General features: G+C 69.4%; 13 protein-coding genes. 10 read left to right on the forward strand and 3 right to left on the reverse strand.

Annotated features, from left to right (window positions below; genetic code table 11):
- Positions 1-38: 38 nt before the first annotated feature.
- Positions 39-488 (forward strand): DDE-type integrase/transposase/recombinase, encoded by a 450-nt coding sequence (locus IB242_RS00915; RefSeq protein WP_192275319.1) that lies wholly within the window; start codon positions 39-41, stop codon positions 486-488.
- Positions 489-642: 154 nt separating this feature from the next.
- Here IB242_RS00915 and IB242_RS00925 read toward each other — a convergent pair whose 3' ends face one another.
- On the reverse strand, positions 643-1,815 hold the full coding sequence (locus IB242_RS00925; protein WP_192275320.1) for an acyl-CoA desaturase: 1,173 nt from the start codon (positions 1,813-1,815) through the stop codon (positions 643-645).
- 1 nt (position 1,816) lies between these two features.
- Positions 1,817-2,911, reverse strand: a complete 1,095-nt coding sequence (locus IB242_RS00930) for a ferredoxin reductase (RefSeq protein ID WP_192275321.1) — start codon at positions 2,909-2,911, stop codon at positions 1,817-1,819.
- 98 nt (positions 2,912-3,009) lie between these two features.
- Here IB242_RS00930 and fabR point away from each other — a divergent pair, with 98 nt between their 5' ends.
- On the forward strand, positions 3,010-3,675 hold the full coding sequence (fabR, locus tag IB242_RS00935) for an HTH-type transcriptional repressor FabR (protein ID WP_192275322.1): 666 nt from the start codon (positions 3,010-3,012) through the stop codon (positions 3,673-3,675).
- Between the two features lie 317 nt (positions 3,676-3,992).
- Here fabR and IB242_RS00940 read toward each other — a convergent pair whose 3' ends face one another.
- A complete protein-coding gene (locus IB242_RS00940) occupies positions 3,993-6,323 on the reverse strand; it encodes an FdhF/YdeP family oxidoreductase (RefSeq protein ID WP_192275323.1) in 2,331 nt (776 codons plus the stop codon).
- Between the two features lie 201 nt (positions 6,324-6,524).
- On the opposite strand from IB242_RS00940, the gene IB242_RS00945 reads away from it, so the two are divergent.
- From IB242_RS00945 to IB242_RS00980, 8 genes are all read left to right on the forward strand, one after another.
- Positions 6,525-7,901: an MFS transporter gene (locus tag IB242_RS00945; protein WP_192275324.1), complete on the forward strand. Its 1,377-nt coding sequence runs from the start codon at positions 6,525-6,527 to the stop codon at positions 7,899-7,901.
- A gap of 97 nt (positions 7,902-7,998) precedes the next feature.
- Positions 7,999-9,171, forward strand: a complete 1,173-nt coding sequence (locus IB242_RS00950) for an NAD-dependent epimerase/dehydratase family protein (RefSeq protein WP_192275325.1) — start codon at positions 7,999-8,001, stop codon at positions 9,169-9,171.
- Positions 9,172-9,435: 264 nt separating this feature from the next.
- Positions 9,436-9,801, forward strand: a complete 366-nt coding sequence (locus IB242_RS00955; protein ID WP_192275326.1) for a DUF1304 domain-containing protein — start codon at positions 9,436-9,438, stop codon at positions 9,799-9,801.
- Entirely contained in the window at positions 9,798-10,559 is a 762-nt protein-coding gene (locus IB242_RS00960; RefSeq protein WP_225539936.1) for a 2OG-Fe(II) oxygenase family protein, read from the forward strand. Before IB242_RS00955 ends, IB242_RS00960 begins: the two co-directional genes overlap by 4 nt.
- A gap of 79 nt (positions 10,560-10,638) precedes the next feature.
- A complete protein-coding gene (locus tag IB242_RS00965; protein ID WP_192275327.1) occupies positions 10,639-11,928 on the forward strand; it encodes an aspartyl/asparaginyl beta-hydroxylase domain-containing protein in 1,290 nt (429 codons plus the stop codon).
- A complete protein-coding gene (locus IB242_RS00970; protein ID WP_192275328.1) occupies positions 11,906-12,427 on the forward strand; it encodes a hypothetical protein in 522 nt (173 codons plus the stop codon). Before IB242_RS00965 ends, IB242_RS00970 begins: the two co-directional genes overlap by 23 nt.
- Complete coding sequence (locus IB242_RS00975; RefSeq protein WP_192275329.1) at positions 12,427-14,283, forward strand: tetratricopeptide repeat protein; 1,857 nt, start codon at positions 12,427-12,429, stop codon at positions 14,281-14,283. The genes IB242_RS00970 and IB242_RS00975 overlap by 1 nt, the downstream gene beginning before the upstream one ends.
- A gap of 55 nt (positions 14,284-14,338) precedes the next feature.
- Positions 14,339-14,635 (forward strand): hypothetical protein, encoded by a 297-nt coding sequence (locus IB242_RS00980; RefSeq protein WP_192275330.1) that lies wholly within the window; start codon positions 14,339-14,341, stop codon positions 14,633-14,635.
- Positions 14,636-14,795 lie beyond the last annotated feature (160 nt).

Here is a 14,795-nt window from a genome sequence, read left to right on the forward strand (position 1 = left end):
TGTGCGTTGCGCGCGCAGGGTTGGGGCAAGACACATGCATGACGTGTCTACAGAACTTGCCTCGTCGCAGCAAGCGATGTCTGCCTGACCGAATCGGTGAGCCGCTGGAGATTCCCAAGCTCGCCAACCACACCTGGCCGTCTGATTTCGTGATGGACGCTCTGTGGTCCGGTCGCAGGTTACGGACGCTCAACGTCAACGATGACTTCAATCGTGAGTCGCTTCGGATCGAGATCGACACCAGCCTGTTTTCGGCACGGATGATCCCGGCGCTTGACGAGTTGTTGGAGCTGCGTTGTGCGCCCAAGCGGTTGCGCTTGGACGACGGCCCGGAATTCATCAGCGCCGCGCTGGCGCAATCGGCACAGCGGTACGGCGTCAGTCTGATCCACATCCAGCCGCGGAAGCCGACCCGGAACGCCTACATCGAACGTTTCAACCACACTTCCATACGAGGTGCTGGACCGTTTCGTCTTCACGATACTTGACGAGGCACGTTGCATGGCCGAAGGCTGGCGACACTGCTACAACCATCAACGGCCACATCGATCACTGGGCGGGCTGTCGCCCGTCCATTTCGCATTGGCACAATCCCGATCTCTAACTGACTCGAAGAAACTATGCCGCTTCAATGGCGCTAGATCAGCCCGGCTGCCGTGCCGGTCCGGCCGCGATGTCCATACCCATATCGAGCGGCGGCGTTGTTGCGAGCGGTTGCGCGCGGCGCGGCGGCCTGCTGGGGAAGGCGTGGCGCAGGATCCGCCAGCTGACCTGGCCGAACTGCCGGAACAGCGAGCCGGTGTTGTAGTGCTGGCCATAGCGGGCGCAGATCTCGCGCACCTCCACCGCCATGTCGGCGTACCGGTTGGCCGGCACGTCCGGAAAGAAGTGATGCTCGATCTGGTGGCTGAGGTCGCCGGTCAGCACGTCGATCGCCTTGCCGCCGCTGATGTTGGACGAGCCGCGCAGCTGGCGCAGGTACCAGTGGCCACGGGTCTCGTTGCGCAGCACCTCCTTCGGGAAGGTCTGCGCATCGGCGGTGAAGTGGCCGCAGAAGATCACCACGTAGGTCCAGATGCTGCGCATCACGTTCGCGGCGAGGTTGCCCAGCAGCACCGGCAGGAAGAACGGACCGGCCAGCAACGGGAACAGCACGTAGTCCTTCAGCACCTGGCGGCCGGCCTTGCGCGCCACCGGACGGGTCTGCGTCCACAGCTTTTTCAGCGACATCTTGCCGGCGAAGAAGCGGCCGATGCGCAGGTCCTGGATCGCCACGCCCCATTCGAACAGCAGGCAGAACACCACCGCGACCGGCGGCTGCAGCAGGTGGAAGGGCTTCCACTTCTGCTCGGGGAACAGGCGCAGCAGCCCGTAGCCGATGTCGTCGTCCATGCCCCGCACGTTGGTGTAGGTGTGGTGGCGGAAGTTGTGGGTCTTCCTCCAGTACTCGCTGGTGGCGACGATGTCCCACTCGTAGGTGCGGCCCTGCAGCTGCGGGTCGCCCATCCAGTCGTACTGGCCGTGGATCACGTTGTGGCCGACGGTCATGTTCTCCAGGATCTTGGCCAGGCCGAGCAGCAGCACGCCGGCGATCCACGCCGGAACCAGGATGGCGTGGATGAAGGCGCCGGCGAACAGCAGCCCGCGGCCGCCCACCTCCAGCCAGCGCACCGCCGAGATCGCACGGCGGATGTAGCGCGCGTCGCGCGCGCCCAGCGTGGCCAGGGTACGGGTGCGCAGCGCGTCCAGTTCCTCGCCGAAGCGGCGTTCCTCGTCGGGTCCGAGGTCGCGGTGGCGGGCGGTGATCGAAGCCATGTCAGAGATCCAGGACCAGGTCGGAGACCGCGCTGCTGACGCACAGCTTGAGCGCGGCGGTCGGTTCGTCGTGCAGCGCGCCGGTGGACAGGTCGCGGGTGCGTCCGCTGGCCTTGCCGCAGGCGCAGGTGTTGCACAGGCCCATGCGGCAGCCATGTGCGGGCTTGAGGCCCTGCGCTTCGAGTGCCTCGAGCAGGTTCACGCCGCGGGGCAGGGTCAGGTGCCGGCCGCTGCCGGCCAGCGTCACCTGCACGCTGCCGTCGGTGCGGTCGTCGCGCGCCGGTGGAGTGAAGGCTTCGCTCATGAAACGCGCGACCTGTCCGTCCAGCAGCGTCGCCGCGGCGGCGGTGAAGCCCGACGGGCCGCAGGCATAGGCGCAGTGCGTCTGCAGCGGGCCGAGGGCGGCCAGCTGCGCGGCATCGATGCGGCCGTCGGCCTCGTCGTCCGCGGTGGCGGCCTCGCCGGTCAGGACGAAGCGCACCGTGAAGCCGGCATGCTGCGCGGCCAGTGCGCGCAGCTCGGCGACGAAGCACAGCTCCTCGCGCCTGCGCGCCCAGTACAGCAGGGTGACCGGTGCGGACATGCCCTGGGCGGCACGCGCGCGGATCAGCGCCATCAGCGGCGTGATCCCGCTGCCGGCCGCCAGGAACAGGCAGGGCGTCGACGCGGACGGCAGCAGCATCGCACCGAAGGCCGGACCGATGTCCAGCAGGTCGCCGACCTGCGTGCGCTCGGCCAGATGGGTGCTCAGCCTGCCACCGGCGATGCGCCTGACCGTGATCGACACGCGGCCGGCCCGGTCGGTGGCGCTCGGGCTGTAGCTGCGGCGCACCAGCGCACCGTCGATCTCGGCACCGACCAGCACGTGCTGGCCCGCCTGGACGCCCTGCCAGTGGCGGTTGGGCTGCAGCACCAGGGTGACCGCATCCGCCGAGGCGGGGTGCTTTTCCACCACCCGGGCCAGCGGCCGGTCCCAGCGCCAGAGCGGATGCACGCGCGAGGCCCAGTAATCGAACACGACCGGGGTGACCAACGGGCCGATCAGGCGGCGCAGGCGGCCGGGACGGGAGGCGGGCGGGGCGGGGAGGGCGCTCATCGGTGCCGACTATACAGGCGCATAAACAGGTGTGTATACAACTGTATATTTTGATCGCCGCTATCATTAAGCCGGATCCTCCGAAGCGAACCCCTGCCTTGCAGCCCCTAGCCGACCTCCAGCCCAGTGCCGACGCGACGGAAACCCCCGTCCGCAAGGCCTCGATCTCGCGCGAGGACCTGCTGCTGGCCGCCCTGCGGCTGCTCGGCCCGCACCGCAGCGTGTCCTCGCTGAGCCTGCGCGAGGTCGCCCGCGAGGCCGGCATCGCGCCGAACAGCTTCTACCGCCAGTTCCGCGACATGGACGAGCTGGCCATCGCCCTGATCGACCTGGCCGGCAGTTCGCTGCGGCGGATCATCGGCCAGGCCCGCCAGCGTGCGGCCAGCAGCGAGCGCAGCGTGATCCGCCTGTCGGTGGAGACGTTCATGGAGCAGCTGCGCGCGGACCACAAGATGCTGCACGTGCTGCTGCGCGAGGGCGCGGTCGGTTCGGACGCGTTCAAGCAGGCGGTCGAACGCGAGCTGACCTATTTCGAGGATGAGCTGAAGGTCGACCTGGTGCGCCTGGCCGCGGCCGCCAACGCGCCGCTGTACGAGCCGGCGCTGGTGTCCAAGGCGATCACGCGCACGGTGTTCTCGATGGGCGCCGCGGCGATGGACCTGCCGCCGGAGAAGGATCCGGAACTGATCGAGCAGATCTCGCAGATGCTGCGGATGATCATCACCGGCTCGCGCGCGCTGGCGCGTCATCCCGTCGTCGACTGATCCGGGCGTCGCGCGCGGCTCCGTGTCGCGGGAATCGGTGCGACTGCGGCGCTGGCTGCGGTTCCCGGGTGCGGCATGGGCGCGATCTGCGGCCGGACGTTCCAGTAACGACGCTGCGGGCGGGAGCGGGGCCTGCCGCTGCCACGTCTCCACCTGCACCACGACGGGATCCCGTACGCACCGCGACCGCGGGTCCGCAGAACGCAGTCAATCGCGTCCACATCCCGGGACCCGCTCCAGAACCTCTCCGGCAAGCCGGGCCGGCATGCTGATGCACGAGGCGATCCCACCGATCGCCGGCACCGGCGCCCGCTCGGTCAGTGATCGCTCTCCACCGGTGACGGCCCCGCGGGGACCGGCGCCTGCTGCCCGCGCCGGATGCGCACCGGGATGCTCTTGCCGGCCGGGACGTGGCTGTCGATCGCATGGTGGGCGTTGGCCAGCAGTGGGTTGCACTCGGGGTAGTAGCCGGCGATGCAGCCGGGCGGCAGGTCCATGCGGGTCACGCGCAGGCCGCCGACCGCGCGTTCGACACCGTCGTCGTAGTCGCCGACCAGATCGACCAGCTCGCCTTCCGTCAGGCCCAGCCGGCGCATGTCCTCGTCGCACAGCATGACCACCCGGCGCGTGCCGTCGATGCCACGGAAGCGGTCGCGGTAGCCGTAGATGGTGGTGTTGAACTGGTCGTTGCTGCGTACGGTCACCAGGCGCAGCCGTTCGGGCGCCTCGTCGATGCCACTCGCATCCAGCGTGGTCGGCACCATGAACCCGGCCTTGCCGCTGTCGGTCTCCCAGCGGCGTTCGCGTGCGGCCACCGGGCGCGGGAAGCCGCCGGGCGTCTTCAGGCGCGCGTTGAAATCGCGGAATTGATCGGGATAGGTCGCCTCGATCGCGTCGCGCACGCGCGCATAGTCGTCGACCCAGGCCTGCCAGGGAATGTTGGGGTTGTCGGGGAGCGTGGCGCGGGCGATGCCGGCGACGATGGCCGGCTCGGACAGCAGCGTATCGGCGGCCGGATCATGCGTGCCGAACGAGGCATGGATGCAGGTGGTCGAGTCTTCGGTGGTCACGGTCTGGTCGCCGCTGGCCTGCGTGTCGCGCTCCAGCCGGCCCAGGCAGGGCAGCAGCAGCGTCACCTCGCCGCAGACCAGATGACTGCGGTTGAGCTTGGTCGCCACCTGCACGCTCAGGCGCAGCCGGCGCCAGGCGTTCTCCAGCCGCGCGGTCTCCGGCGCGGCGCGGACGAAATTGCCGCCCAGGCCGATGAACGCGCGCACCGAGCCGTCGAGCACGCCGGCCACGGTGCCGACGGTGTCCAGCCCCTTGGTGCGTGGCGGCAGGAAGGCGTACTGCTGCGCCAGCCGGTCCAGCGGAACCAGCTCGGGCTTCTCGCTGATGCCGACGGTGCGCTGGCCCTGCACGTTGGAGTGGCCGCGCACCGGGCAGATGCCGGCGCCGGGCCGGCCGATGTTGCCGCGCATCAGCAGCAGGTTGCACAGCATGCGCACGCTGTCCACGCCGTGGCGGTGCTGGGTGATGCCCATGCCGTAGACGAGGATGGTCGATTCGGCGCGTGCATAGACCTCGGCGGCGGCGACGATGTCGGCGCGCGCCATTCCGGACACGCGCTCGATGTCGCCCCACGCGGTGTCGCGTACCGAGGCGGCGAAGGCGTCGAAGCCGCTGGTATGGGTCTGGATGAACGCGATGTCCAGCACCCGCGGCGCGCCGGCGCGCTGGGCCGCCTCGTCCAGTTCCAGCAGTGCCTTGCACATTCCCTGGACCACGGCGATGTCACCACCGGCGCGCATCTGGTAGTACGCGCTGCCGATCCGGGTCGAGCCGCCGGTCAGCATCTGTCCGGGCTCCTGCGGATTGGTGAAGCGTTCCCAGCCGCGTTCGCGCAGGGGATTGAAGACCAGGATCGGCACCTCGCGCCGGCTGGCCTCCTGCAGCTGGTGCAGCATGCGCGGGCTGTTGGTGCCCACGTTCTGGCCGAAGGCGAGGATGCAGTCCGTCTTCTCGAAGTCCTCCAGCAGCACCGTGCCGACCGGCACGCCGATGCTGCGCGGCAGCCCCACCGAGGTGCTCTCGTGGCACATATTGGAGCTGTCGGGCAGGTTGTTGGTGCCGTACAGGCGTGCCAGCAATGCGTACATGTACGAGGTTTCCAGCGAGGCGCGGCCGGAGGCATAGAACACCGCGCTGTCCGGCTCCAGTGCCCGCAGCTCGCGCCCGATCAGGGCGAACGCCTCGTCCCAGCCGATCGGCACGTAACAGTCGCTGCCGTGGTCGTAGCGCATCGGCTCGGTCAGCCGGCCCTGGCGTTCCAGGTCGTGGTCGGCCCACTGCAGCAGGTCGGACACCGTGTGCCCGGCGAAGAAGCCGGCATCGACGCGGTTGCGGTCCAGTTCCCAGAACGTGGCCTTGGCGCCGTTCTCGCAAAACTCGAACCGGTGCGGGTCGCGCGGCTTGGCCCAGGCGCAGCTGACGCACATGAAGCCGTCCGCCTTGTTCTGCCGCCCCAGCTGCTCCATCGCCTCGGCGGTGGGGACGCTGGGATGGCCGCCGAAGCGCAGCAGCGAATGCACCGACCCCCAGCCGCCTGCGGGATGGTCGTACTCCTTGAACCGTGGTTTGGCGGACATGGCGATGCCTCGGTGCGGGAATGCCCCATGGATAGCGCAACGGCGGTCCAGCGAAGGTGAACCGGCAGCCGCATCGCTGCCGGGCGTGACATGGCGCCCGCATGCGGTGAAGGCGCTGGCGATGTTGCAGTGCATCGGATACCGTGCGCGCGTGGCGGCCGGGCTGGTGCCGCATGACGCTTCCCACAGGCCGTTCCCCCGATGTCCGATCCCGCGCCCTCCGGCCCACGACCCGGCGATTTCCGGCAGACGCTCGCATCGCTGGGCGTGGATTCGCCCGCGCTGTGGTGGTCGCTGCTGTACTTCTTCTGCCTGCTGACCGGCTATTACGTGCTGCGTCCGGTCCGCGACGCGATGGGCGCGTCGGCCGACGTGGCGGCGGTGTTTCCGCAGGCGGCCATCGCCTGGACCCAGGCGCGTGGCATCGCCTTGGGCGAGTTCACCCTGCAAGCGCTGTTCACCGGCACCTTCATCTGCATGGTGCTGCTGCAGCCGGCATATGGGGCGCTGGTATCGCGCTTTCCCCGGCGTGTGTTCCTGCCGGTGCTGTATCTGGCGTTCATCGCCTGCCTGGGCTTTTTCTACTGGGCGTTCACCCATGCGCTGCCGGGCCGCGGCGCCGCGTTCTTCATCTGGGTGGCGGTGTTCAACCTGTTCGCGGTGAGCGTGTTCTGGAGCTACATGGCCGACGTCTTCGACAACGAGGGCGCGAAGAAGGTCTATGGCTACATCGGCGCCGGCGGCACCATCGGCGCGCTGACCGGGCCGACCATCACCGGGCTGCTGGTCGAGCGCATCGGCGTGGCCAACCTGCTGCTGGTCTCGGCCGGCTTCCTGCTGGTCTGCGTGCTGTGCATCGTGCAGCTGCGCCGGTTCGCGATGGCGCGCGAGCGCGCGCACCGCGAGCGCAGCGGCGAGGAGGCGATGGGCGGTTCGGTGCTGGCCGGCCTGCGCCTGGTCTGGAAGGACCCGTTGCTGCGCGCGCTGGCCGCGCTGATGTTCTTCGCGGTCGGCGTCGGCACCCTGCTGTACAACGAGCAGGCGGCCATCGCCCGGCGCCTGCTCGACGATGCGACCCGCACCGCCTACTACGCCAACCTCGATCTGGCGATCAACCTGCTGACCATCGTCGTGCAGCTGTTCCTGACCCGCTGGCTGCTGCGCCGCTACGGCATCGCACCGCTGCTGCTGGTGCCGGCCGGCCTGATCCTGCTGGGCTTTTCGATCCTGGCCGCTTCGCCGCTGCCGGCCCTGATCTGGGTGGTGCAGGTGATGACGCGTTCCTGCGAGTTCTCGCTGGCCAAGCCGGCGCGCGAAACCATCTACACCCGGGTCGACCGCGAGGCCCGCTACAAGGCCAAGGCGGTGATCGACACCATGGTCTACCGCGGTGGCGACCTCAGCTTCGTGTGGCTGCACAAGGCCCTGTCGGGTTTCGGTTCGCACATCGTGTTCCTGGTCGGCATCGGCGTGGCCGGCGGCATGGCCGCCAGCATCTGGCGGGTGATCCGCGCGCAGCGCGCATTGTCGGACGGCCCGGCGGCCACGGAATCGCCAGTTGCCAGCGGCCACCGCTGAGCCGCCGCATGCCGGTGGTCGCCATGACTTCCGGCCGATGGGCGCCGTCCGCGCCGGTGCCACCATCGCGCCGTTCCCACCAGGGCAGGTGCAGGGCATGGCGACACGACGCGATTTCATCCTCGGCGGTGCCGCGCTCGCCGCCGCGCTGGCCATTCCCGGTCGGTTGCGGGCAGCGCCCCGGCCGCTGACGATCCTGGTCCTTGGCGGCAGCGGATTCCTCGGGCCGCACTTCGTCGATGCCGCGCTGGCGGCCGGGCACCGTCTCACCCTGTTCAACCGCGGCAAGCGCAATCCGACGCGCTTCGACGGCCAGCAGTACAGCGGCCTCGAGCAGCTGCGTGGCGACCGCCGCAGCGATCTGTCCGCGCTGGAGGGCGATCGGCGTTGGGACGCGGTGCTCGACACATCCGCCTATTTCCCGGCCGATGTGCGGCGCAGCGCCGGCCTGCTGGCGTCACGGGTCGGCCGCTACATGCTGATTTCCTCGATCTCGGCCTACGCCGACCACGCCACGCCCGGTGCCGACGAGACCGCGCCGGTGGCGGTGCTGGCCGGTGCCGAAACGGCCACCGAAATCACCGGCGAAAACTATGGCCCGTTGAAGGCCCTGTGCGAGCAGGCCGCCGAACAGGCGCTGCCCGGGCGCAGCATCGTGGTCCGCCCCGGCCTGATCGTGGGTCCTGGCGACACCACCGACCGCTTCACCTACTGGCCGGTGCGCGCCGCGCGGGGAGGTGAGGTGCTCGCTCCCGGCGCGCCGGATGATCCGATCCAGTGCATCGACGTCCGCGACCTGGCCGCCTTTCTGCTACGTCTGATCGAACAGGACGTGGCCGGCACCTTCAACGCCGACGCGCCGCCGGGCACGCTGACGATGGGCGGGCTGCTCGACGCCAGCCTGCAGGCGGCCGGCGAGGCCAGCGGCCTGCGCTGCATCCGCGCGCCCTGCCTGCCGCCGGACACGCCGGTGACCTGGGTGCCCGCGGACTTCCTCAAGGCGCAGGGCGTGTCGCCGTGGAGCGACCTGCCGGTGTGGATGCCGGCGGCGGGCGAGAACGCCGGCTGGGGCCGGCGCAGTACCGCCCGCGCGCAGGCGGCCGGCCTGCGGTGTCGCCCGTTGCACGACACCGCGCGCGACACGCTGACCTGGTGGAACGCGCTGCCGGAGGCACGTCGTGCGACGCTCCAGGCGGGGCTGTCCGAAGCCCGGGAGCGCGGTGTCCTCCAGGCCTGGCATGCACGGCAGACAGCAGGCGGAAACGGCTGAGCGGGCTGCCTTGCCTGTCGCGTGAACCGCCGGGGTGCACCGGCGCTGGGTGCCGGCGCAGCCGGTACGTTCCCGACGCGGTCCCGCCAGGCGCACGCCGTGTTCCGTCACCGCTTGCATCCGTGCGGTGACGCGGCAGGCCAGCGCATGCGTTCCAGCGGACATGCCGTTGGTCGGCATGCCGGGATGGACGTGTACGCAGTGCCGTCGCAGGCTCTAAGCTTGGCGATCCAACACCGTGCCCGTCGGCCGCAAGGAGATGCGATGACCGTGCTTGCCCTGTCCCTGGCCGTGGCCGTCGGCCTGCTGCATGTCTGGATCCTGGTGCTGGAGATGTTCCTGTGGACCCGACCGGCCGGGTTGCGCGCGTTCCGCAATACCCCCGAACGCGCCCGCGCCACGCGTGTGCTCGCCGCCAACCAGGGCCTGTACAACGGATTTCTCGCTGCCGGCCTGTTCTGGGGTGCGGCGACCCAGCAGTGGCCGGTGCTGCTGTTCTTCCTCGGCTGCGTGGTCGTCGCGGGCTGCTACGGCGCGTGGAGCGTCAACCTGCGGATCTTCTTCATCCAGGCGCTGCCGGCCCTGCTGGCGATCGTCGCGGTGGAACTGGCGATGCGGGGCGGTGCTTGAGCGAGGCCACGGCCGGCGCGGCGGCGCTGGACGATGCGGCGCTGCTCGCGCCGCGCAGCGACATCGCACAGCTTTCCAGCGAGTTCCGCGAGCAGGGGCGCGTGGTGGTCCGCGACCTGTTCGTGCCCGCATTCGCCGATGCGCTGCACCGGACCCTGAGCGGATGGATGCGCTGGAGCCTGGTGACCCGCGCGGGCGGACAGCATCGGCGATTCGATGCAGCGGCTTTCGACCAGTTGCCGCCCGAGGGACGGCAGGCATTGGACGCGCTGGTGTTCGCCGAGGCCCGCGGCGGATTCCAGTATCTCTACGAACGCCAGCCGCTGTACGACCCCGACCAGGTCGAGGACGACCACGGGGCCGCCGATCCCGTGCTGGCGCGCATGCGTGGCCTGCTCCGGCAGGGGCCGCTCATCGCGCTGGCACGCCAGATCACCGGCCTGCCGCACATCGCCCATGGCGATGGGCAACTGACCCGCTACCGGCGTGGCCACTTCCTGACCCTGCACGACGACGCGGCCGAGGGAAAACACCGGCTCGCCGCGTATGTGCTCGGCATGACCCGCGACTGGAACGCCGACGCCGGTGGACAGCTGCAGTTCCTGGCCGCTGACGGACGGGTCGAACACAGCCTCGTCCCGGCCTTCAACACCCTGACCCTGTTCCGCGTGCCGCAGCCGCACCTGGTGACCGCGGTCGCCCCGTTCGTCGAGCATGCACGGCTTTCGGTCACTGGCTGGCTGCGGGGTCCTGGCTGAGTTTCAGCACAGGGCGAGCACGCGGGCGCGGCGTGCCCTAGTATCGGATCCGGGAGGCCACGCAAGTCCGAGTAGGGGAATGCTCGTGGACGATCGGGTCGAGACGCTGGTTTCGGCGGCAGCCGCGGCTGTCGCCGGAGGACGCTGGAGTGAGGCCGAGCACCTGTGGGGACAGGTGCGGGCACGGGAACCGGACAACACGCAGGCGCTCTACAGCCTGGGTGTGCACGCCTATCGACGCGGCGATCATGCCGCTGCGCTTGAGTTGCTGCATGCGGCGCGGCGAGGAGCGCCCAGCGATCCGATGCTGCTGCTGACAATCGGTGTCGTACATCGTGACCGTGGCGAGGATGCACTTGAGTGGGAGGCGATCATGGCGGCGCTGGCGGCCGATCCGTACTTCCTGCCGGCGCTGCTGGCCAAGGCGGAATGCCTGGAACGGGTGCGCGGCAGCGCGGTGGCTGCCTCGGTGTTCCGCGATGCGCTTCGGGTGGCACCTGCCGAGCCGCACTGGCCGCCGGCGCTGCGGCGCCGGCTGGCGCACGCGTCCGATGTGGTGCGACGTGACACGGATGACCTGTTCGACTATCTGCACGGGCGCCTGGCGAATGAGAGGACTGGCGTCGAGGCTGCGCTCGATGGTCGCTGGGCCGAGGCGGTGTCGATCCTCTCCGGCAGGAGCCGACCCTACCGCTCCGAGTGCAACCAGTTGCACATACCACGATTGCCAGCGCTGACGTTCTACGACCCGGCGCTGTTTCCCTGGATTCCCTCGCTGGAGGCCAGGACCACCGATATCCGGGCCGAACTGGCGTGCCTGGTCGCCGAGCGCTTCGACGCGTTCGTACCCTACATCGCCTATCGGCCGGGCGATCCGGTCAACCAGTGGACGGCGCTGAACCATTCGCGGAACTGGAGCTCGTTCCATCTGTGGGCGCACGGTGAGCCGGTCCAGGACAATCTGGCTCGCTGCCCGGCCACGGCCGAGGCGCTGGCGGGTCTGGACGCGGTCCGCATCGCGGGGCTGTGCCCGAATGCCATGTTCTCTGCGCTGGCGCCGCGCACGCATATCCCGCCGCACACCGGCGAGACCAATGCGCGCCTGGTTGCGCACCTTCCGCTGGTGGTGCCGAACGGCTGTACGCTGCGTGTCGGGAATGACAGGCGCAGCTGGCAGGAAGGTCGGGTGATGGTGTTCGACGATACGATCGAACACGAGGCGCGCAATGACAGCGACGCACTGCGCGTGGTGCTGATCTTCGATGTGTGGAATCCATTGCTGTCGCTGGAAGAGCGGGCGATGGTCGAGACGCTTGCCAGCGCGATGCGCGAGTATCGCGAGGGACGTGAATCAGGCGACGGACGATGACGTCCGATGCGGGCGCGGGCTGGATCAGGAGGGGACGATGAATTCGAAGCGATGGTGGATCGTATCGATGGCGGCATCGATGGCGTGGCTGCCGGCGGCTGCCGCGACGCACCCGTGCGCGGCGACGCTGCTGCCGGCCGAGCGCCTGGCCTGCTATGACGCGGCGTTTCCGCCGACCGGCGATGTGCAGGCCGCGGCGAGGGAGCAGGCCGCCCGGGCATTCGGGCAGAAGGAGCCCGGCCCGGCGCTGCGCAATCCCGGGCAGCCTGCGGCCGATGTCGATCCCGACCGGATCGAAGCGCGGGTCGCGCGGGTCGACCATGGTCCTGGTGGACGGTTGGTGGAACTGGCGAATGGACAGTCCTGGCGGGTGCTCGATGGAAGCAGCCAGGGCCACCTGGCCGAAGGCGATCTCATCACCGTCCGCAAGGCTGCACTTGGCGGTTACCAACTGGTGACTGCGGCGGGAGTCGGCCTGCGCGTCAGGCGTGTGCACTGATGGGCGTGCCGAACCACGCGCTCGACGCACGCCAGGCCGGGCGCTTTCGGGCAGCGATGCACCTGCTGCAGGCCGGACAGGCCGCGCGTGCGCTCGACGAGGCCGAGCGTCTGGTCCGGGAGGCGCCGGATGCGGCCGATGCGCAGCAGCTGCTCGGCATGGTGCTGTCCGATAATGGTCAACCCGAGCGTGCGGAGCAGGCGTTCCGGCGTGCGCTGTCGCTGGCGCCGGAAAGTCAGGTGATCGCCGCTAATGTGTCCGCGTGGCTGATCCGGCAGGGGCGCGGCGGGGAGGCGCTGGAGGTGCTCGCCGCCGTTCCTGCATCGGCCCAGGCCGCGCTGCAGTATGGTCTGGCGGCGCTGCAGCTCGGCGACCACGCCCGCGCGCGGACGGCCTTCGAGCGCGCCATCGGGTTCCAGCCTGATCTCGCCGTAGCCTGGCACGGGCTGGGCAGCGCGTTGCGGGCGCTGGGTGACCTGGAGGCTGCCGAGGCGGCGTTCCGCCGTCTCACCCAGCTGCAGCCGGACCAGCCCTCGGCCTGGATCAACCTGGGCGCGGTCCTGCGCCTGCTCGGGCGGATCGCCGAAGCGTTGGTCTGCATGCGCCGTGCGGCGGACCTGGGCCATACAGGGCCGGAGCTGCTCGATGCGATCAACGGCCTGCTGCTCGATGCCGGCCGGCCGGCTGAAGCGCTCGATGGCGCACGTGCTCTGGTCGATGCGGCACCGGCCTATGTCCCCGGGCTGGTGACGCTGACGCATCTGTTGTGGGAGCACGGAGACGCGTTGGGTGAATGCGGCGATCCGCTCGCGATGTTCGTACGGAGTGTCGCAGCGCATCCGCAGCATCGCGAAATGGCGCATGGGCTGGTACGCATGTTGCTGGAAACCAGGCGGCCGCAACAGGCGCTGACCGCACTGGCATCGATGCGCGCCACCTTTGCCGGCGATCCCGTGCTCGACTGGTTCGCGGCCGAAGCGCTGGACGCGCTGGGCAGGCACAACGAAGCCGGCCGCGTGTACGCGCATGTGCATCGCCTCCTGGAAGGCAGCAGCGCGTTCCTCAATGCGCGCACGCGGCATGCATTCCGTATCGGAGACCACGCGCAGGCGCAGGTCCATGCTACCCGTGCCGTCGGTCTGGCCCCTGGCGACCAGGAGGCCTGGGCCAATCTGGGCACCGCATGGCGCCTGCTGGGCGACGCGCGCGAGGACTGGCTGCTGGACTACGACAACCTGATCGGTGAACTCGATATCGAGCCACCACCGGGGACCACCTCGATGGCCGATTTCCTCGCCGAACTTGCAGGAACGCTCGAGTGCCTGCACTTCGCCGCGCGCGAGCCGATCAGCCAGAGTGTGCGACAGGGCACACAGACGACGGGCAGGCTGTTCGGACGCGACGACCGCCCGCTGGCAGACGCCGAGCAGGCGCTGCGGACGGCGGTGGAAGGGTGGCTGGCGCGGATGCCGGTCGATGCCTCGCATCCGTTCCGGGCCCGGCGACAGGACGGCATCCGGTTCGTCGGCTCCTGGTCGGTACGCCTGACCTCGTCGGGCCGTCACTCGAGCCATATCCACAACGAGGGCTGGTTGAGCTCGGCGTTCTACGTATCACTGCCGCAGTCGGTCAGGGTGCCGGCGCCGGGAAGCCAGGCCGGCTGGATCCAGTTCGGCCAGCCGCTGGAAGACCTGGGGCTGGACCTCACGCCGAGGCGGGTGTTGCGGCCCGTTCCCGGGCGCCTGGTCGTGTTCCCCTCCTACATGTGGCATGGCACGGTTCCCTTCGAGGATGCGGAGCCACGCCTGACCATCGCGTTCGACATGCAGCCCGCGGTCCACAGTGGACGCGGGTGACGTCATGCCGTTCGCGGCCCATCGTGTCATCAGCCAACCGACGAGGAGATCGATGATGTTCCGTATGTCCTGTACCGCCGTCCTGCTTTTTCTCGCCATTGCCCCGGTATCGGCGCAGTCATCCGGTCAGCAGCCGGCGCCAACCGTCAGCGACGCTGCCGCCGTGGAGCCCGCGGCGGAAGCCCCGAAGGAGGACGGCAATGAAAAAGTGTGCAAGGCCACGGAAGTAACCGGTAGCCGCTTCCGGAAGCGGGTCTGCCATACCCGCGAGCAGTGGCGGGAGATCGAGCTGGCAACCGAGCGGCAGATGCGTGAATTCGATCGCCAGCCGGTGGGCGAACGGCAGCAGTAGGCCGGTCGTCGTCGTCCGCCGGCGCATGTGCTGCGGGAACGTGCGCCGTCGATGCGTCTTGCGATGCGGAACCGATGGTCCCGACTGGACACCGGAGAACACCGGCACCGAATCACGCGATGAAAAAAAGACGGCGGCAGGAGTTCCTGCCGCCGTCGTC

The organism is Xanthomonas sp. XNM01 (assembly GCF_014851915.1).
Classification (GTDB): Bacteria; Pseudomonadota; Gammaproteobacteria; order Xanthomonadales; family Xanthomonadaceae; genus Pseudoxanthomonas.

Coding starts and splice junctions, on each gene's coding strand:
- IB242_RS00915 (WP_192275319.1), top strand. CDS start 39: ATGACGTGTCTACAGAACTTGCCTCGTCGCAGCAAGCGATGTCTGCCT.
- IB242_RS00925 (WP_192275320.1), bottom strand. CDS start 1,815: ATGGCTTCGATCACCGCCCGCCACCGCGACCTCGGACCCGACGAGGAA.
- IB242_RS00930 (WP_192275321.1), bottom strand. CDS start 2,911: ATGAGCGCCCTCCCCGCCCCGCCCGCCTCCCGTCCCGGCCGCCTGCGC.
- IB242_RS00940 (WP_192275323.1), bottom strand. CDS start 6,323: ATGTCCGCCAAACCACGGTTCAAGGAGTACGACCATCCCGCAGGCGGC.
- IB242_RS00945 (WP_192275324.1), top strand. CDS start 6,525: ATGTCCGATCCCGCGCCCTCCGGCCCACGACCCGGCGATTTCCGGCAG.
- IB242_RS00950 (WP_192275325.1), top strand. CDS start 7,999: ATGGCGACACGACGCGATTTCATCCTCGGCGGTGCCGCGCTCGCCGCC.
- IB242_RS00955 (WP_192275326.1), top strand. CDS start 9,436: ATGACCGTGCTTGCCCTGTCCCTGGCCGTGGCCGTCGGCCTGCTGCAT.
- IB242_RS00965 (WP_192275327.1), top strand. CDS start 10,639: ATGCTCGTGGACGATCGGGTCGAGACGCTGGTTTCGGCGGCAGCCGCG.
- IB242_RS00975 (WP_192275329.1), top strand. CDS start 12,427: ATGGGCGTGCCGAACCACGCGCTCGACGCACGCCAGGCCGGGCGCTTT.
- IB242_RS00980 (WP_192275330.1), top strand. CDS start 14,339: ATGTTCCGTATGTCCTGTACCGCCGTCCTGCTTTTTCTCGCCATTGCC.